This is a genomic window from Aeromicrobium stalagmiti, from assembly GCF_013283745.1.
GTDB lineage: Bacteria > Actinomycetota > Actinomycetes > Propionibacteriales > Nocardioidaceae > Aeromicrobium > Aeromicrobium stalagmiti.
In genome coordinates this window covers 491,230-509,430 of sequence record NZ_JABSTZ010000002.1, presented here as the reverse complement: position 1 = coordinate 509,430, position 18,201 = coordinate 491,230, and the positions used below count along the sequence as shown (strand labels likewise).

Genomic DNA, 18,201 nt, shown 5'->3' with positions numbered 1-18,201 from the left:
TGAGACATCTCGCCCGCGGAGCGACCCGGATGTCTCATCGTCGGTCCCCGGTGCGACGGATCATGAGACGTTGAGGTCGCTGAGCCGTCCGAATGTCTCGGGATCCGTCCAGGACCGACGTCAGCCGAGGCACTTCTTGAGCTGGGAGACCCGGTAGAAGTAGCCGCCGCCGGCGCCCGACGGGGTGCACGACGTGAGGGTGACCGGCTGCTCGTTGTAGCGGAACGTGACCAGCACCGAGCCGCCTGCGTTCTTGTAGGCGGCCCACTCGGTGTTGCCGCCCATGCGTCCGACGACGTAGCCGCGCCACGGGTTGCTGCCGTAGGTGAACGGTGATCCGCTGCTCGCCTGCTTCTGGCTGCGGGGCATCCGGCTGAGCACCGCGAACGGCATCGTCACCTCGCCGTGGGCGTGCCGGAACACCGCTGCGGTGTGCCCGCCGCGCGTGCGGCGGTCGAGCCGGGCGAAGAAGTCGTCGAGGATCGGGTCGGCAGCCTTGTAGGAGCTGCGCTCCCCCGAGACGCCGGGGCCGTAGCGGTAGAAGTTGTGCGCGTCCTTGACCTCGGCGAGCTTGGCCGCGGCCGACAGCGGCACGTAGTCGGCGAACGTCACGTCGGTGTCGTCCCTCATGCCGGCGCCGATGCAGTAGAGCAGGTAGACGTCGAGCGCCGCCTGCAGCGGATCCTTGATCGACGCGACGTACGACGGACGGTACATCCGCAGCAGGACGTCCTTGGCCGCCGTGCGGACGCTCGAGCGACGCTCGACAGCAGCGATCGCGGCCCTGCCCTTGCGGGACGAGCCGTCCTCGATCAACAGGTCGTCGTCCGTCGTCCGGGCGGCGTAGCGCAGCCCCGGCACCGCCCGCGAGAGACCGACCTCCATGTAGTGGGCGCTCTGCTTGGTGCGGTAGATCGGCGAGGTGGTCATCGCGACCTTGTCGCCGGAGCGCGCGACCTCGGCGAAGAAGTCGCCAGCGACGGTCGCGGTGCGACGGCCGATGCCCTGCCACTCGTCCTTGCCGATCGAGCTGAGATGGCCGTAGCCGAGCTTCTTCTCCGCGGCCTGGAACGACCGCAGGTCGGCGGCGAACTGCCGGCCGCGGGTCGTGAGCAGTCCCCGGCGGGATGCGGTCGTCCAGATCGCGAGCGCCCGCTTCTCGCCATCGGTGTTGGTCATCGACCGTGAGCCGTGACGCCCGACGGTCTCGAGGAAGAACAGGTCGTACCCGCTCGGTGCCGCCTTGACCTGGCTGCTCGCAGGATTGCCGTACGGCGTCTGGTTGGCGTAGAACTTCGCATTGCTGACGTCGGCGCGGGCGGACGACAGCGGCACCGCCAGCGCGGTCATCGCGACGGTGAGGGCAAGCAGACGGCGCCGGGTTCGCATCCGTCCACTGTAGGTCTGGCGACGGTCAGTCGAGGCAGCGTCGCAGCTCGGCGGGTCGGTAGAAGTACGGCGTCGTGGCGCGACAGCCGGAGGCGAGCTTGACCGGCTGCTCGTTGTAGCGGACCGTCACCAGCGCCTTGCCCGAGCGACTCGCGTACGCCGCCCACTCGATGTTGCCGCCGAGCCGCCCCGCGACGAATCCGCGCCAGTCGTTGTCGTCGTAGGTGTAGACGCTGCCTGCCGGTGCCTGCTCCTGGCTGCCGGGCAGGTCGATCAGCGCCGCGAAGGGCATGGTCGTCTCGCCGTGGGCCAGGCGGAACACCGCGGCCGTGTCGCCACCGGCGAGCCGGTCGTCGAGGGCTGCGAAGAAGTCGTCGAGCAACAGTCGCGCCGCCCGGTACGAGCTGTCCTCACCGGCCACGCCGGGGCCGTACTGGTAGAAGTTCTTCGCATCGACGGCATAGGCCAGCACCTTGGCGTCGCGGAGCGGCACGTACGGCTCGAAGGTCACGTCGGTGTCGGCCGCCATGCCCGGGGCGGTGCAGTAGAGCAGGTAGACGTCGAGCGCAGCCTCGACCGGATCGGCCAGCGCGTCGACGAACGACGCGTCGTACAGACGGCCCAGCAGGTGCTCGGCCGCGGCGACGACCTCCGGGCGCGCGAGCACCTGCTCGACGGCACGGTTGCCGTTGATGGACGCACCGTTGCCGATCAGCAGCGTCGCCGGGTCGGTCACGTAGTCGGCGACCTCGAGCCCCGGCACCGCCTTCTGCAGGCTCGAGCGCATCGCGTCAGCGCTCTCGATCGTCCGCAGGACCGGCGACGTCTTGAACACGACCTGGTCCCCGGCCCTCGTCGCCTGCCGCAGGAAGTCGCCGTACGCGTCGGCGGTGCGGCGTCCGATGCCCTGCCACTCCTGTGCACCGATCGAGCTCAGGTTGCCGTAGCCGATCTGCTGCTCCGGCTTCTGGAACCGGGTGACGTCGTCGGCGTACTGCGCACCGAGGTCGGTCAGTGCGCCCTGCTTCTTCGCCGCGGACCAGACTGCGAGCGATCGGCGCTCACGGGCCGAGCTGGTCAGCGTGCGGGCGCCGTGGCGTCCGACCGTCTCGACGAAGGTGAGCCGATAGCCGTCGGGCGCCTCCATCACCGGCGCCGTGGCGGCGTCGCCGTACGGCGTCTGGTTGGCGTAGTAGTGCTGGTTGTACGCCGCGCTGTCCGCGCCTGGCCCACCGGTCGCCGACGTCGGCGGGACCACCGTCGACAGGACGGTCAGCAGGAAGGTGATGATGCTGGAGAACATGGCCTCGGGTCCCGGTCGTGACAGGTCGCTCTCAGCGTAGGCGCACCGCCGCGAGCTCCTGGACGAACTCGACCTGCGCCGCGACGGAGTTCACGAAGGGTTCACCGGCGTAGATGTCGAAGTGGCCCACGTCGAACCGCTTGACCGTCACCGGGCCCGAGACCTTGCGCCCCACCCGCTCGACCGCCGAGACCGGAGCGATCGTGTCCTGGGCCGCGACGACGAGGAGCACCGGCATGCGCAGCTTCTTGGCCTGCGTGACCGGCCGGTTGGCCAGGATCGGCAGGATGCCACGGGCGCGCATCTCGTTGCGGAACGTCGGGCCCATGATCGTGCGGTAGCCCGCCTCGCCGTCGTGGCTCGAGATCGCGGCGATGCTCCGGGGCGGTCCGACGATCGGGATGAGGTGCGGACGCCGTCCGGTGACGGCGCGGGCGACGTCCTTCAGCGCGTGTCCGGTCAGCTTGAGGAGCTGCAGCGGCCCGGCGTAGCCCCAGATCATCAGCACCGCGGCCAGCCCGTCCATCGCCGCTCCCTGCGAGATGACCCCGGCGATCCGGGGGTCGCCCGCCGCGACAGCGATGACGTGCCCACCGGAGTAGGAGCTGCCCCACAGCACGATGCGGTCGGGGTCGACGCCGGGCATCGCCCGCGCGTGCGCGACGACGGCGCGATAGTCCTGGCGGTGCCGACGGTGGTCGACGTCCTGTCGGTTGTCACCGTCGGACGTCCCGAACCCCCGGTAGTCGAAGACGAGGACGTCAGCGCCTGCCTCGGCGAACCTCTCGGCGAACGGCTCGAGCCCGGCGTCCTTCGTCGCCCCGAAGCCGTGCGCCATGATCACGCACGGCCTGCCGCGGACGGACGCCAGCGCCTCGGACTCCGCGGTGTAGTGCCACGCGGAGAGACGGGTGCCGTGGCTGATGATGTCGACGTCGGTGCGCATGCACCGATCATCTGGCCGGCACGCCGTCTCGGCCACTCGAAGTCAGCGGCCGCTCAGCGTCGCAGCGGCGGATGCAGGCGGGTGACGTCGCCCCGGGTGAACGTCTTGGCGGGCCGGCCGCGTCCTTCGGAGACCACGTCACCGGTCTCGACGACGAACCCCTCGACCGACTGCACCTTGCGGGCGAAGTTGGCGGGGTTGAGCCGCTTGCCCCAGACGATCTCGTAGACGCGGCGCAGGTCGCCGATCGTGAACGCGGTGCGGCAGAACGAGGCAGCGATCGGGGTGTACTCGAGCTTGGAGCGGGCCCGCTCGACCGCGTCGACGAGCATCTCGTGGTGGTCGAACGGCAGGTCGACGGCGAGCAGCTCGTCGACCGGCACCCAGGACGCGGCGGACGCATCGGTGCCGGCCGCCCCGTCGGGAAGGTCCGCCATCACGGCGAGGTAGAGGACGGCGAACGTCCGGGCCCGCGGGTCGCGACCGGGTGCGCCGTACGTCCTGACCTGCTCGAGGTAGTCGACCTCCAGGCCAGTCTCCTCGCGCAGCTCACGCCGCGCGGCCGCCTCCAGGTCCTCGTCGAGACGGACGAACCCGCCGGGCAGCGCGGGACCGCCCTGCCCGGGAGCGATCGCGCGCCGGATCGTCATGACCTGCAGCTGCCGGTCGCGGATCGTGAGCACCACGACGTCGACCGCCACGTACGCCCACGGGTGCTGCGGCGGGCCCTGCTCCCTCACCACGTCGTCACGTCGTCACCAGCCGGGTGGCTTGATCACGTTGGCCGGCGTGCCGGCGAACAGCTCGGCGACGGCGGACTCGGCGAAACCAGCGTGTCCGCAACCGACGCGCGTCAGCCAGAACTCGAGCTCTGGATGCTCGGCGGCGAACACGACGAAGCGCCCGGCGGCATCCTCGAACGTCGCAAAGCCCTGCATCGTCGGGATGGCATAGCTGTCTCCGCGCAGGCCCTCGCTGACTCCCCGCTCGGCGCCGAACCGCTCCACCGCGAGCCGCGCCGCACCACCGGTGTGCCCGCCCGTCGCGCCGCTGCCGAACACGAAGACAGCACCGGGCTCCAGGGCGGTCACGGCATCGGGTGTCGTGCGCTGCTGCGCGGGGTCGATCGGCCCGGTGCCATAGACCGCCTCGAGCATCGAGCCGCAGTCGCGGGCATACTCGGCGATCGCCTCGAGCGTCGTGTCGAGCACCTCGGCCGTCACGGCGGACGGGTGCAGGCGTGAGCTCAGGAAGACCCCGCCGTCGTCGCCGAGGATCACCTTGGCCCACAGCATCGCGTTGTTGAGGTGGTTGATCTCGGCCCAGGCGTCGCTCGAGACATCGGTCGCGATGCGCGCGAAGACGTGGACGTGCGGTCGTGGCTCGTCGACCACGCTGACGTACATCTGCGTGCCCTGCACGTCGATCGGCCAGTCGCCGTCGTCGTCGACCGCGAGGTCGTCGGCGCCGCAGGCCTCCTTGAGTGCGGCCTCGGCCCGCTCGGCCAGGCCTGTCAGGTCGTCGTCGCTCATGTCTGCCCCCTGCTCCGTGGACGCACTCGGTCTCGTCCCACTCGTCGACTCCCACCAATCTGTCAGACCCGCCCGACATTATTAGTAGAAGTGAGTATTAATGTAGTCGACAGGCGGTCGACACATCAGGAAGAGGTGGTCGCGATGGCACGACAGTCACACGATCGGGCAGCCGGCGTGCTGCTCGGACAGGCGTGCGGCGACGCGCTGGGCGTCCCGTACGAGTTCGGACCGGCCCTGCCCGAGCCGCTCGTGCCGCAGATGACCGGCGGCGGGCCCTTCGGCTTCGACCCCGGCGAGTACAGCGACGACACCTCGATGGCGGTCTGCATCGCCGAGGTGGCAGCGACCGGCGCCGACCTCACGTCGGACGAGGCCCTCGACGAGATCGCCGAGCGGTTCCTCGCCTGGGCGGCGACGGCCAAGGACGTGGGCAGCCAGACCCGGGCGATCTTCGCCGAGACCCGGGTCCGCGGCGGCTCGCGTGGTCGGGCCATGCGTGACGTGTCGGCCGAGCACGCCTTCGCCCTCCCCGGACGTGTGGGCAACGGGGCCCTCATGCGGACGTCCGTCGTGGCCCTCTCGCGGCTCGACGACCGCGACGCCACCGCGGCCGCAGCCCGCGCCGTCGCCTCCCTGACGCACAACGACCCGCTGGGCCTGGAGTCGTGCGTGCTGTGGAGCGAGGCGATCCGCCTGGCCGTCACGACCGGCCGGCTCGAGCTGCTCGCCGGGCTCGACCTCATCCCCGAGACCCGCCGCGACCAGTGGCACGAGTGGATCGACGAGGCGACCGACGTCGACCCGCGGACGTTCGCCCGCAACGGCTTCACCGTCTACGCACTCCAGGCTGCGTGGGCCGCGATCACGTGGACCCCGACGCCGAAGCCTGACCCCGCCGCCGGCACGGTCCCCGCCCAGCACTTCGCGCTCGCGCTGATGAACGCCGTACGGGCGGGCGACGACACCGACACCGTCGCGGCGATCGCCGGTGGACTGCTCGGCGCCGTCTGGGGTGCGTCGGCGATCCCGGCAGACTGGTCGCGGCGGGTCCACGGCTATGGCGGGCACCGCGCCCGCGGGCTCGTCGCGCTCGCCCTTCGCACGGCCGACCGGGGCACCTCGACCGGATGGCCGGTCGCGCCCCACATGACGAGCAGGGACTACGTCGAGGCACCGGATGACCTCGTGACCCACCCGCACGACGACGGCGTGAAGCTCGGGACCTATCGCTCCCCCGCCCACGGCTGCGACGCCGTCGTCTCGCTGTGCCGGGTCGGCGCCGACGACTTCGCCGACGTCGACGATCACGCGGCCGTGTGGCTCGTCGACTCCGACGACCCCGACGACAACCCGCACCTCGACTTCCTGCTCGCCGACGCCGCGCACGTGATCAAGGACCTGCGCGACGCGGGCAGGACGGTCTTCGTCCACTGCGTCGCCGCGCAGCAGCGGACGCCCTCGGTGGCGGTGGCGTACGCCCGGTTGCTCGGCGTCCCGGCAGACCAGGCGCAGTCCGATCTCCGCGCCGTGCTGCCGCGGCTGCGTGGCCGGGGGCTGGTGTGGGACCGTGCCGCGCTCGTCCGTCCGGCCGGCGACTGATCGACCTCGGCACCGGGGACGGCATCGGGATCGGCATCACGAATCGGCCAGCCCACCACGGATGAGCCGCAAGGCGGGTGGTCCCACCGCCGCGTCCCGGCGCGACGGCGGACGCAGCCGCTCCTGCGCAGCGCGGATCGCCGCCTCCGACTCATAGACCGAGCAGCCGAGCAGGTCGCGGTCGAGCAGCCCCGACCGTTGCAGCGACGTGGCCAACCGCCCGGCGAGCATCACCTGGGCACGGGCGTCGGTGACGGGGTCGAGCAGCCAGTCGTCGTCGACGAACCGCAGCAGGCAGACCAGCATCTCCTCGAGCCCGAACACCTCGAAGAACCCCTGTCCACGCTGGCGGGCCTCTGCCAGGCACGCGTTCTCCCGCAGGTCGAGGCAGCGGCTCATGTCACCCTCGGCGAGAAACTTGAGCAAGCGCTGGTGCACGCGGTCGTAGCGCATCCGCGTCGGCTCGGACCGTCCGCGCGCCTGCTCGTCGAAGAAGCGCGCGAGCGCGGGAAGGGCCTGGTCGTGGCGGCTCTGCCGGGACGGATGGATCATGTCGTCGACGCTAGGCCCGCGCGCACCTCGAACCCATCGCCCAGCACGGGCCTGTGGATGCGCGGCGTCCGACGTCCGGCTGTGGACGACGCGGCTGTGCCAGTCTGAGCGCATGTCATCTCGCCCCCGCACGTTCTGGGCCGCTGTCGTCATCCTCGCGCTCACCGTCGTCCAGCTCGCCGTCGGCGCGTTCGGCGGGCTCGAGCAGTACGAGGGCAAGGGCTTCGGCTACCGCCTCGGGTTCTACCCGTTCCTGATGCTCCTGGTGCCGGCGATCTGGTGGTGGAGGACCCGCTCCGGATCGAAGGACGGGGCCACGACCAGCGTCAACGCGCTCCCCTGGGGTGCGTTCGCGCTGATCATGGCTCCGTTCTTCATCGACGTCACCGGCAACACCCTCGACCTCTACGACTCCATCGAGCCGTGGGACAACATCAACCACTTCGCCAACTGGCTGCTCCTGCTCTGGGGCTGCGGGCTGCTGATCGCCCGCGCCGACGTGCAGCCTCGATGGCTGCTCGTCGTCGCCATCACCGGACTCGGCGCGATCCTCGCGGTCGGCTGGGAGCTCGGCGAGTGGTACACGTTCATCCGCCGTGGCACCGAGCTCGACGGTGCGTACGAGGACACGCTCAGCGACGAGCTGCTCGGCACGCTCGGGGCGTTCGTCGGCGCGCTGATCGTCGACCGGACGACCCGCCCCAGGGCCCCGACCACCTAGATCGTCCCGTCGGCGTTGCCCCGGACCACCTCGAACGGGGTGACCAGGTCACCGGACGGGAACTTCATCGTGACCATGACCGTCTCCCCCACCGTCACCTCCTTCGCCCGGAAGTAGTCGGCGTCGCCGTGCGGCTCCCGGTCGAGATAGGGCGGAGAGCCCAGCTGGATCTCCTGACCGGGAACGGCGCCGATGCCGTACGGCCCACCGGTCGCGGTCTGGTGCCGATAGGCAATCAGTCCGCCGGAGGAGTCGATCGCCGTCGGGAGGTCATACGCATAGTCCTCGATGGTCGACGTGATCCACCCGGCGACGTACGCCTTCGACTGTCCCGGGACCACGACGATCTTGGCGTCGTGCACCGTGACCGCCGTGTTGGGGCCGTTGTTCGCGACGTCCGCATGTGCGGCGGAACGCTCGACGACCTTCGACCGGAACGTGACCGTGGGGCCCGCGTCGATGCCGTCGTGCTCCATGAACTCCAGGGCCAGCCTGGCGCTGTCATACGGGAACGGGTCGCGGAGACGGATCCGGTAGTCGTCGTCGACGCCACCGATCCGCATCGACGAGCCCGGCTCGAGAGCGGCGTTGCGCCCGTAGACGAGCAGGGAGGCGTCCCGGTGGTCCTTCACGGAGGCGTTGTTGATGTCGACCGACTGGTCCGTGTGGTTGACCAGCGTCGCCGAGAGCGTGGCCGACCCGTCGCGGTTCGTCACCAGCATCGGGTCCTTGACCTCGACCGTCGGCTTCTTGGCCGGCTGCGCGGACGGCGTGGCAGACGGAGTCGGGCTCGACGCGGCGGAGACCTTCGCCTCCGGCCGCGACGGCTTCTCCCCGGTCATCGCGCCGGCTGCGACGCCCACCGCGACCCCGCCCACGACGCTCGCAGCCAGGACGATCCCCCCGATCCTCCTGTTCATGTCAGCAGCCGTCTCGCATCAGTCCGGGCTGCGCGCCCTTGGTGACCTCGACGAAGGTGACGGGGTCGGTCGCCTTCACCGCGTCGGGTGCGGCGTCGAAGAGGTAGCCGATCCAGCGACCCGTCTGCTGCTCGTAGTCGTACAGGCCGGTCTGCCCGTAGCCCGCTTCAACCGGGGTGGGCTCCTCGATGGTCGCCTCGACGTCTGCGAGCGAGCTGCCGACGCCGATCCCGTCCTGGGTCACGGGACCCTTCTCCCGCACGCCGAGGCTGATGATCTCGCCGTTGCCGACCGTCAGCACGTCGAAGGCGTCGGAGAAGGGCACCTTCCACTCCAGTGGCGGGGCCGGGCAGCCCTCGACGGGCGCCTCGAGGTCGGTGTTGAACAGCCCGGTCGCGAGGGCGTCCTTCTTGCTCATGCCGGCGCTGACGGGGCCGATCGCGCCGTGGGCGATCTTCAGGTCGGACGGCTCGCCCGGCGTCGACACCGGCGACTCCTGCGGCGTCCCGGTGCCGGTGCCCCCCGTGCCATCTGCCGCGGGGGTCGCGCCGGTGGTGGCGCTGGTCGCGCCCGGGCTGGCCGTCGCTGGGCTGTCCGACGTCAGCGCGTTGGCGAGCACGCCCGCCCCCACCCCGCCGACGACGCTGGCAGCGAAGACGATGCCGGCGATCTGCTTCTTCATCATGGTCGTGCTCCGTTCTGGATGTCCGTTCACGACCTAGATGCGCGGACCGTCCGAAAAGTTCTCCACCGGAACTCCCAGCTTCTCGCGCATGTGCACGCGAGCGGCGTGGATGCGCGTCTTGACGGTGTTGACCGGGGTCTGGGTGAGCTCGGCGATCTCGTCGTACGGCAGCGAGCCGAGGTCGCGGAGCACGAACGCCGCGGCCGCAGCGGGGTGGTCCCGCTCGAGCTGCTCGAGGGCGTCGAGGAGGTCAAGCCGGGTGCCGGCGATGACGCTGGTCGTGCGGGGGTCGGGCGTCTCGCCGATGGCGTCGGTCGTGGTGTCGGTGAACCGCTTCTTCATCGACCGGTACGTCATCAGCGCCGTGTTGGACGCGATGACCGTGACCCAGCCGGCGAAGGACCCGCGACCGCTGAAGTCGTCGAGCTTCGTCGCGATCGTCAGCAGCGTCTCCTGCGCGGCCTCCTCGGCGTCCTGGCGGTAGGGCAGGAACTTCGAGCACCGGCGCAGCACCAGCGGACGCACCGCGGCGAGCAGGTCTTCCATCGCGTGCGGCTCGCCGTTGCGCGCGCGGGCGACGAGGTCGTCCCAGTCGGTCGTGTCCATGCCCCTCCACGGTCTCGGTGCGCTGACCCTACATACTGACTCGTCATGAGGCAGATCGGGCGCTATCGACTCGACGCCGTCCACGGGTCGGGAGCGTTCGCGACCGTGTGGCGCGGCTTCGACACCGAGCTGGAGATCCCTGTCGCGGTCAAGATCCTCGCCGACAACTGGTCGCAGAACGCCGACGTGCGCGAGCGGTTCCTCGCCGAGGCGCGGCTGCTGCGGCGCATCGCCAGCGAGCGTGTCGTCCGCGTCTACGACGTCGGCACCCACGAGGATCGACCGTTCTTCGTCATGGACTTCATCTCGGGCGGGACCCTCGCCGAGCGCGCCGACGGTTCGCTGGACCCCGCGTACGCGTTGAGGCTGGCCGAGCAGTCGGCGCGCGCGGTCGGCGTGCTCCACGGCGCCGGGGTCGTGCACCGCGACATCAAGCCGAGCAACCTGCTGGTCGCGGTGGACCCCGACGGGACCGAGCACGTGCTCGTCGCCGACCTGGGCAGCGCGAAGCGCCTCGCGGAGGCATCGGGCATCACGGTCACGACCGGCACGCCGTCGTACATGGCGCCGGAGCAGGCCCTCGGCCGGGCGATCGACGAGCGGTGCGACGTCTATGCGCTGGGCGTCGTGTCGTACGTGCTGCTGACCGGGTCGCTGCCGTTCGACGTGAGCGACCCGATGACGCTGGTGACCCGCACCGCGGCCGACCGACCCGCCAGGCTGGTCGCAGCACGGCACCTGCCGCCGCCGCTCGACCGGACGTCGCTGGACTCGCTGCTCGCCCGGGCGATGGCGCTCGACCCCGCGGGACGCCCCCGAACCGCCGAGGAGCTCGCCGACGCCCTGGCCCACGTGGCCTCCGGCGGGTCCGACTCCGACGGCTCTGGCTTCAACGGCTCTGGCTCCAACGATTCTGGCTCCAACGATTCTGGGCCGACAGGCTGGCGCGCGCGCATCGTCGTGCCCCTGGCGGCCGCGGTGTTCGTCGCGACCGCCGTGGTCACGTGGTTCGTGATGCGCTGACAGCCCCTACGCTGCCCGGGGTTCTTGAGGGATGAACCTCGCGTGCCGCCGCGGCACCTGCTCGGGGTCGACCCGCTTCGGCGGCACCACCTCGACCACTCCGTCGGGCGCCATGTGGGCGGTCCACTCCCCCTCGTGCAGCAGGTGGTGGTGGAAGTGGCAGAACAGTGCGGCATTGGCCAGGTCGGTCGGCCCCTGCTCGGACCAGAACGTGAGGTGATGCGCCTCGCACCACGCCGGTGGCCGATCACAACCCGCCCACACGCATCCCTGGTCGCGGGCGGCCAACGCGTAGCGCTGGTAACGGTCGTAGAGGCGCTTCGACATGCCGAGGTCGACGACGCGCGAGTCGGAGTCGAGGTAGAGCGCCACGAGATGGGCGTTGCAGGCCAGCCGCTGGGCCGTGGCCGCTGAGACCTCGGTGCCGGACGACGTCGTGGCCGTGCCCCGACCGGTCCGCAGAGCGTCGAGGTCGACGTTGACCGTCACGGTCGCAGCGAGGCCGCCGGCCTGGGGCAGCGCGTCCTGCGGCAGGTGCTCGATGAGCTCGAGGAGGGCCAGCCCCAGCTTCTGCGCGTGCGGCAGGGCCTTCAGGGAGTCGACGCTCAGGTCGTGGCGAGCAGCGTTGGCGGCGTTGCGCCGCGGGGCCGCGATGCCCTCGACGGCGGCGCGCAGGGTGTCGGCATGCTGGTCAGGGATCACGAACGTGCCGCGGGTGGTGCCGTCGCCGCGCCCACGCATGACGAGCCGCGTGGCGTTCCACGCCTGCTTCTCCTGCGCCTCGAGCTGCTTGCCGACCACCTCGTCGGCGCCGTCGGGATCGATCACCTCGATCACCCGGTTGGCCAGTCGCCGCAGGTCGTCGAGGTTGTAGTCACCCGCGAGCCGGATCAGATGGGCCTCGGCGTCGCCGCGCTCTTCGTCGCCGCACCAGTCGGGCAGGCCGTCGATGGCCCGCATGATGACTCCGGCCTGGTCGGTGGAGATCGAGCCGGCGGCCCAAGCGGCGCGGGTGGCCTCGGTGTTGGAGGTCGTCACGCGCGACAGCCCGAGCAGCCGTCCGGCCTCAGCCTTCGACACCCCGGTCAGGTTGGCGAACCACGCCGATGTCGACGCTGCGCCCTCCTCGGACGGAAGCCCCATGCAGTCGGCGGCACCGACCAGTCGTGACGCCAGCGCGTCGAGCCCGGTGCGCGCCCGCTGGACGGCGACCGCCACCTCACGCAGCTCTGCGGCCGTCAGTGACCACGGCTCGACCGCAGCGGCATCGTCGGTCAGTGACGACAGCTGGTCGAGGATCATGGCACTCCGGGAGGACTAGAACGTATGTTCGATCCTACCCCGAAGAGGCCGCCAGCCGCAAGAGCCTTCTCGTGCTTTTCTCCTGCTATTTCAGCGATTAATCGAACAACATAGTCGTCACTCCCAGCCTAGACGATGCCTCTGACACGGGTCGTGGCGTCGTCAGCGCTTCCGGTCCGCGAGGATCGCCGCGACGTTGAGACCGGCCCACGTCAGGGTCGCTCCGAGCACCTTCGCCTTGGCGCCGACCGTGGTCGCCTCCGGCGTCAGCAAGGCCGCGTCGGAGAGATCGAGCACGACCCGAGCGACCATCGCCTGCTCCCGCACGGCGGCCGACGGCGCCAGGATCGCCAGCGCGCTGACGGCGAGGTCACGGGGGCCGAACAGCCGCGCCACGACGTCGTACTCGGGCTGCTTCAACGGGCTCTTCGTCAGGGCGGCGCCGAGGTGGCGGGGCTTGGCGAGCGCGAACACCGCGTAGCCGGCGGTCGCGGCGGACATGATCAGGCTGTAGCTCGGCTTCTTCATGCCTCGACGCTACGGGCGGGACGCGGCACCCGCACGTCCACGGCCTCGACTCCTCGGCGGCGCTCAGTGCCTTCACAGGAAACGTACAAGCCCGCGCGGTCTCATGGATGAACAACGTCCCCGTGACCAGCACCGACCAGCCAAGCCCAGGAGCTCCTCGTGACCCACCTGCCCGTCATCGCCGCCGACCTGATCGCCATCGCGATCCTGACCTTCGCCGTCTACTTCCCCCGGCACCACCGACGAGACCTCGTCGTGGCCTTCCTCGGGGTGAACGTCGGCGTGCTGGCGGTGGCGACGACCCTGGGCTCGTCGACGATCGGCGCGGGCCTCGGCCTCGGCCTGTTCGGCGTGCTGTCGATCATCCGTCTCCGGTCCGATGAGATCGCCCAGCACGAGGTGGCGTACTACTTCGCGGCGCTCGCGCTTGGGCTGCTCTCCGGCCTCGAGCAGACGCTGACCGGCCTGACCGTGGCGCTCATGGCGCTGATCGTCGCGACGCTCTTCGTCGGCGACCACCCGCGACTGTTCAGCAAGCACCGCTCGCAGTCGATGCGGCTCGACGTGGCGTACGTCGACGAGACCGCCCTGCGCCTGCACCTGGAGCCCCTGCTCGGTGGCCGGGTCACCAACCTGCTCGTCAAGGAGGTCGACCTCGTCAACGACACGACCCTCGTCGAGGTCCGCTACAAGGTCGAGCCGACACCCGTCCGCCACGAGGACGTCAGCCACCTCGCTACCCGGGTCCGCGCATGATCGGCCCGCTCGCCGGCCTCGAGCCCATCTCGTTGGACGACCTCACGGCTCGGGCCGAGCTGCTGACACGCATCGACCGGAAGTATCTCGTCACCCGCGCCATCGCCGACCGCCTCGTCACCGAGCTCGACGACCGCGCGATGGTGCTCGAGATCGACGGCGCACGGGAGTTCGGCTACCGCTCGGTCTACTTCGACACCCCGGCGCTGAGCAGCTATCTGGGCGCGGCGCAGGGACGGCGGCGACGCTTCAAGGTCCGCATCCGCACCTATCTCGACAGCGGCGACCGCTTCGTCGAGGTCAAGACCCGGGGCCAGCGCGGCTCCACCGTCAAGGAACGGGTGCCCGCCTGGCGCGACGACCGGCTCGACCCCGACGATCGCGCGTACGTCCGGGAGGCGCTGCGCGCCGGCGGCATCGAGGCCGACGTCCGGTCGCTGGCGCCGGTGCTGACCACCGAGTACGACCGCAGCACCCTCTACTCCCCCGTCAGCGGCGGCCGGACGACGATCGACACCGAGCTGCACTGGCAGCTGCCCGGCGGTGGCGGGTTCACCCCGCGCGACCTGGCGATCGTCGAGACCAAGTCGACCGGCAGCGCCTCCGAGGTCGACCGGCTGCTCTGGTCGATGCGCCAGCGGCCCCGGTCGGTCTCGAAGTACGCCACCGGGCTCGCCGTGATGCGCCCCGACCTCCCGTCCCACAGGTGGCACCCCGTGATCCGCCGCCACTTCTCGACCCTCGACCGCACGACCCTCACCGACCACGCCCCGATCCAATACGCCCCGATCCAGCAGGAGAACGTCTCATGAAGATCCGCAAGCACATCGTCGCCGGCACCACCGGCGCCATCCTGACCGCCCTCGCCCTCACCGGCTGCGGCTCGTCCGACAGCTCGTCGACGGCCGCTGCGGCCACCGCCGTCAGCACCGTCGACGCGAGCCAGACCGTCGCCCAGGTGCTCGCCGACGACAAGGAGGCTCATGACACGTCGTCGGACGGCGACTATGCCGAGGACGACGTCGTCGACATCAGCCTGGACGGCTCCAGCGCCTCGTCGGACGGCGACGGGGTCACGCTCGACGGGTCGACGGTGACCATCACGGCAGCCGGGACGTACCGGCTCAGCGGCACCCTCACTGACGGCAACGTCGTCGTGGACGCGCAGGGCGCCGACGTCACCCTGATCCTCGACGACGCCGACATCAGCTCGTCGTCGACCGCTGCGATCGCCGCCACCGAGGTCGACCGTCTGGTCGTCGTGCTGCCCGACGGCAGCTCCAGCTCGCTCAGCGACGCCGACTCGTACGCCGACGACGCCGACGTCAACGCGGCCCTGTTCAGCGCCGGCGACATGACGATTACCGGCGAGGGCGCGCTGACCGTCACCGGCAACGGCAACGACGGGATCGCCAGCAAGGACGGGCTCGTCATCGACAGCGGCGACATCACCGTGACGGCGGTTGACGACGGAATCCGCGGCAAGGACTACCTCGTCGTGAACGACGGCACGGTCACGGTCACCGCCGCTGGGGACGGTCTCAAGGCCGACAACGAGGACGACGCCGACGCCGGCTACGTGCTCGTCACCGGCGGATCGATCACGGTGGAGGCCGACGGCGACGGCGTCTCTGCCGCGACGGACCTGCTCGTCACGGACGGCACGATCGACGTCGTCTCCGGCGGCGGCAGCTCCACCGCCCCTGCGGACGACGTGTCGACCAAGGGCCTCAAGTCCGGCGTCATCACGGTCGTCGAGGGCGGCGAGATCTCGGTCGACGCGTCCGACGACTCGCTGCACAGCGACGGCGCGGTGCACCTGGTCGACGGCACGATCGAGCTCGCCACCGGCGACGACGGCGTGCACGCGGAGGGCGGACTGACCATCGACGGCGGCACCGTCACCGTCTCCAAGGCGTCGGAGGGGCTCGAGGGCGCCGACATCGCGGTCAACGCCGGCGACGTGTCGGTCACGGCCAGCGACGATGGCGTCAACGCGTCCGGCGACGCGGCCGAGACGACCGAGGAGGCGGCCGAGGCCGACGGCACCGAGCAGCAGGGTCCCGGCGGAGGTGGCGGCGAGACCGTCGGCAACTTCTCTCTGGTCGTGACCGGCGGGACGCTCGTCATCGACAGCGAGGGCGACGGCCTCGACTCCAACGGCACCGCGACGATCAGCGGCGGCACGGTCGTCGTGAACGGTCCGACCAACGGTGGCAACGGTGCGCTCGACGTCAACGGCACCTTCACCGTCGATGGCGGCGAGCTGCTCGCCGCGGGCAGCTCGGGCATGGTCGTCACGCCGTCCGAGGACTCCGAGCAGGGCTTCGTCTCGATCACGCTCGACGCAGCGGCCGAGGCCGGCGACGTCGTCCAGGTCGTCGACTCCGCCGGTGACGTCGTCGCCACCTTCACGGCGTCGAAGGCGATGCAGAACGTCGTCTACTCCTCCGACGCGATCGTCGACGGGGACACCTACACGGCGTACGTCGGCGGGACCGCGTCAGGCACCAGCACCGGCGGCCTCGCGGCATCGGGCTCGCTCGACTCGGCCACCGAGGCCGGGACCGGCACCGCCGGAGAGGCCGCTGCCGGCGGCATGGGCGGCGGGCGGATGGGCGGCGGGACTCCCCCGGACGCCGCGGCGCAGCAGTAGCCCCAGCCCCCTACCCCCAGCCCCCCTTGCGTCATCACGAACGTGGCCCCTGGCCCTCGATCGTCATGACGCAAGGGCCGGGGGTCAGATCGCCTGGGGGTAGAGGACGAACAGGATGATCGCGAGGACGGCGCCGCCGAAGTAGATCATCGCCATGAACAGCGACCCGAACCGCAGGCGCAGGCGGGTGATCCCGCGAACGGTCAGGGCCAGCGCGGCGGCGGGCATCAGCACCCAGCCGATGCCCCACGCGGTGTCGAACACGTCAGACGGCCACGACTCACCGGCGCCGCCGACCAGGGTCGCGACCAGCAGGACGTACCAGGGGAACAGCATGGGGATCGAGCCACGCAGCGCGGCTCCCGTCGCCATCCAGAGACCGGATCGCAGGGACGGGTGCAGCCGTGAGCCGGGACGCTGCTCCCCCGTCGCCGGGCCGCCGAGCGCCGCGAAGAAGGCCTGACGCCGCAGCAGCAGCCACGCGCCGGCGACGGCCACTGCGAGCATCCACCACGTGGTGGCGTGGGTGTCACGCCAGGCTGCGGGGCGGTAGTCGTACGGGACGAACGCCGTCGTCACCCAGACGAGGCCGGGCAGCAGGGCGATGATGAACGCACTGAGGCCGAGCCCGGTCGCGTACGACTCGAGCTTGGTCCACCGGGTGACCACGTCGCTGGCGGGCACGGCCGAGGGCGCAGCAGGAGCGGCTGCCGCCGGCGCGACGGACGTCCGCTCTGCGGCCGGGACCGGCGACGCGACCGCGACGGCCGGCGCGAGGTCGGCCCCCGCCAGGGCGCCCAGCATCTGCTCGACCGTCTGGTAGCGGTGGTCAGGCTCGACGGCCATCGCCCGCTGGACCACGGCGGCCAGCGACGGCGAGACCTGCGGAGCAAGCGCGCGCGGGTCGGGGCGCGGGTGGTTGCGGTGGGCCAGCAACTGGGCGGCCATCGTGCCCTCGAACGGCGGCTTGCCGGTCAGGCACTCGTACAGCAGGCAGCCGACGGAGTAGATGTCGCTGCGCTCGTCGGAACGTCCGTCGAACTGCTCCGGCGCCATGTAGTGCGGGGTGCCGGCGACGGTCGCCGTCGCGTCGGACGCCGCGCGGGCGATGCCGAAGTCGACGATCTTGATCGCGCCGTCGGGGGTCACCAGGACGTTGGCGGGCTTGATGTCGAGGTGCAGGATGCCGGCGTGGTGGCAGGCGGCGAGGCCCTCGAGCACGCCGCGCACGACCGTCACCGATCGCAGGCTCGGGCCCTGGGTCGCGAGCAGGTCGCGCAGGGACGTGCCGTCGACGAGCTCCATGACCAGGTGCGGGGTGACCTCGCCGTCGCCGTCGGCCATGTGCACGAGGTCGTGCACCGTGACGACGTGCGGGTGCGACACCCGGGCGAGGGTCGCGACCTCGCGCTCGATGCGGCGCATGGCCCGCGGGTCGTCGGCGACGAAGTGCGAGAACCGCTTGATCGCGACCTCGCGCTGCAGCTGGCTGTCGCGGGCGCGGAACACGACGCCGTGGTTGCCCGCACCGATGCGCTTGAGCAGCTCGAACCGCTCGCCGACGGGCACGGTCGCGGGGGGTGGAGGCGGCGAGACGCCCGGCACAGGGGTCGTCGCGAGAGGGTCCGGCATGTCGCTGTTCCCCCTTCTCCTCGGCCTGAGCTTCATGGCTGCAGACTC

18 protein-coding genes are annotated in these 18,201 nt (G+C 71.0%); 6 read left to right on the top strand and 12 right to left on the bottom strand.

Annotation, left to right across the window (positions count from 1 at the left end):
• Positions 1-120: 120 nt before the first annotated feature.
• From HQK15_RS11410 to HQK15_RS11390, 5 genes are read right to left on the bottom strand one after another with little or no spacing between them, the layout of a single operon-like run.
• A complete protein-coding gene (locus tag HQK15_RS11410; protein WP_173491579.1) occupies positions 121-1,389 on the bottom strand; it encodes a hypothetical protein in 1,269 nt (422 codons plus the stop codon).
• Between the two features lie 25 nt (positions 1,390-1,414).
• On the bottom strand, positions 1,415-2,692 hold the full coding sequence (locus HQK15_RS11405; protein WP_173491578.1) for a histidine-type phosphatase: 1,278 nt from the start codon (positions 2,690-2,692) through the stop codon (positions 1,415-1,417).
• Between the two features lie 31 nt (positions 2,693-2,723).
• Entirely contained in the window at positions 2,724-3,638 is a 915-nt protein-coding gene (locus HQK15_RS11400; protein ID WP_173491577.1) for an alpha/beta hydrolase, read from the bottom strand.
• 53 nt (positions 3,639-3,691) lie between these two features.
• A complete protein-coding gene (locus HQK15_RS19120; RefSeq protein ID WP_367649144.1) occupies positions 3,692-4,381 on the bottom strand; it encodes an NUDIX hydrolase in 690 nt (229 codons plus the stop codon).
• A gap of 12 nt (positions 4,382-4,393) precedes the next feature.
• The gene (locus tag HQK15_RS11390) at positions 4,394-5,170 is read right to left on the bottom strand and encodes an A1S_2505 family phage non-structural protein (RefSeq protein ID WP_173491576.1); all 777 of its coding nucleotides are present in this window, start codon (positions 5,168-5,170) and stop codon (positions 4,394-4,396) included.
• 144 nt (positions 5,171-5,314) lie between these two features.
• Here HQK15_RS11390 and HQK15_RS11385 point away from each other — a divergent pair, with 144 nt between their 5' ends.
• Positions 5,315-6,772, top strand: coding sequence for an ADP-ribosylglycohydrolase family protein (locus tag HQK15_RS11385; protein WP_173491575.1), 1,458 nt, complete (start codon positions 5,315-5,317; stop codon positions 6,770-6,772).
• Between the two features lie 36 nt (positions 6,773-6,808).
• On the opposite strand, the gene HQK15_RS11380 is transcribed toward HQK15_RS11385, so the two are convergent.
• Positions 6,809-7,324 (bottom strand): hypothetical protein, encoded by a 516-nt coding sequence (locus HQK15_RS11380; protein ID WP_173491574.1) that lies wholly within the window; start codon positions 7,322-7,324, stop codon positions 6,809-6,811.
• 112 nt (positions 7,325-7,436) lie between these two features.
• On the opposite strand from HQK15_RS11380, the gene HQK15_RS11375 reads away from it, so the two are divergent.
• Positions 7,437-8,045 carry a DUF2238 domain-containing protein gene (locus tag HQK15_RS11375; RefSeq protein ID WP_173491573.1) on the top strand — a complete coding sequence of 203 codons (609 nt, stop codon included), beginning with the start codon at positions 7,437-7,439 and terminating at the stop codon, positions 8,043-8,045.
• Here the strand turns inward: HQK15_RS11375 and HQK15_RS11370 are convergent.
• Genes HQK15_RS11370 through HQK15_RS11360 form a run of 3 tightly spaced genes read right to left on the bottom strand, consistent with a single transcriptional unit; the run spans position 8,042 to position 10,256 of the window.
• The gene (locus HQK15_RS11370; RefSeq protein WP_173491572.1) at positions 8,042-8,965 is read right to left on the bottom strand and encodes a hypothetical protein; all 924 of its coding nucleotides are present in this window, start codon (positions 8,963-8,965) and stop codon (positions 8,042-8,044) included. The two genes, HQK15_RS11375 and HQK15_RS11370, sit on opposite strands and share 4 nt — an antisense overlap.
• 1 nt (position 8,966) lies before the next feature.
• A complete protein-coding gene (locus tag HQK15_RS11365) occupies positions 8,967-9,650 on the bottom strand; it encodes a hypothetical protein (protein ID WP_173491571.1) in 684 nt (227 codons plus the stop codon).
• Positions 9,651-9,683: 33 nt separating this feature from the next.
• The gene (locus HQK15_RS11360) at positions 9,684-10,256 is read right to left on the bottom strand and encodes an RNA polymerase sigma factor (RefSeq protein ID WP_173491570.1); all 573 of its coding nucleotides are present in this window, start codon (positions 10,254-10,256) and stop codon (positions 9,684-9,686) included.
• A 45-nt stretch (positions 10,257-10,301) separates the two neighbouring features.
• On the opposite strand from HQK15_RS11360, the gene HQK15_RS11355 reads away from it, so the two are divergent.
• A complete protein-coding gene (locus HQK15_RS11355; RefSeq protein WP_173491569.1) occupies positions 10,302-11,279 on the top strand; it encodes a serine/threonine-protein kinase in 978 nt (325 codons plus the stop codon).
• A 6-nt stretch (positions 11,280-11,285) separates the two neighbouring features.
• Here the strand turns inward: HQK15_RS11355 and HQK15_RS11350 are convergent, their stop codons facing one another.
• Both HQK15_RS11350 and HQK15_RS11345 read right to left on the bottom strand, forming a co-directional pair.
• Entirely contained in the window at positions 11,286-12,581 is a 1,296-nt protein-coding gene (locus HQK15_RS11350; protein ID WP_173491568.1) for a DUF222 domain-containing protein, read from the bottom strand.
• Between the two features lie 162 nt (positions 12,582-12,743).
• Positions 12,744-13,109 (bottom strand): hypothetical protein, encoded by a 366-nt coding sequence (locus HQK15_RS11345; RefSeq protein WP_173491567.1) that lies wholly within the window; start codon positions 13,107-13,109, stop codon positions 12,744-12,746.
• Positions 13,110-13,268: 159 nt separating this feature from the next.
• On the opposite strand from HQK15_RS11345, the gene HQK15_RS11340 reads away from it, so the two are divergent.
• Genes HQK15_RS11340 through HQK15_RS11330 form a run of 3 tightly spaced genes read left to right on the top strand, consistent with a single transcriptional unit; the run spans position 13,269 to position 16,521 of the window.
• The gene (locus tag HQK15_RS11340) at positions 13,269-13,865 is read left to right on the top strand and encodes a DUF4956 domain-containing protein (RefSeq protein ID WP_173491566.1); all 597 of its coding nucleotides are present in this window, start codon (positions 13,269-13,271) and stop codon (positions 13,863-13,865) included.
• Positions 13,862-14,677 (top strand): polyphosphate polymerase domain-containing protein, encoded by an 816-nt coding sequence (locus HQK15_RS11335; RefSeq protein ID WP_173491565.1) that lies wholly within the window; start codon positions 13,862-13,864, stop codon positions 14,675-14,677. The genes HQK15_RS11340 and HQK15_RS11335 overlap by 4 nt, the downstream gene beginning before the upstream one ends.
• Positions 14,674-16,521: a carbohydrate-binding domain-containing protein gene (locus HQK15_RS11330; protein ID WP_173491564.1), complete on the top strand. Its 1,848-nt coding sequence runs from the start codon at positions 14,674-14,676 to the stop codon at positions 16,519-16,521. Before HQK15_RS11335 ends, HQK15_RS11330 begins: the two co-directional genes overlap by 4 nt.
• A gap of 84 nt (positions 16,522-16,605) precedes the next feature.
• Here HQK15_RS11330 and HQK15_RS11325 read toward each other — a convergent pair whose 3' ends face one another.
• The gene (locus HQK15_RS11325; RefSeq protein WP_173491563.1) at positions 16,606-18,153 is read right to left on the bottom strand and encodes a serine/threonine-protein kinase; all 1,548 of its coding nucleotides are present in this window, start codon (positions 18,151-18,153) and stop codon (positions 16,606-16,608) included.
• Positions 18,154-18,201: the final 48 nt, after the last annotated feature.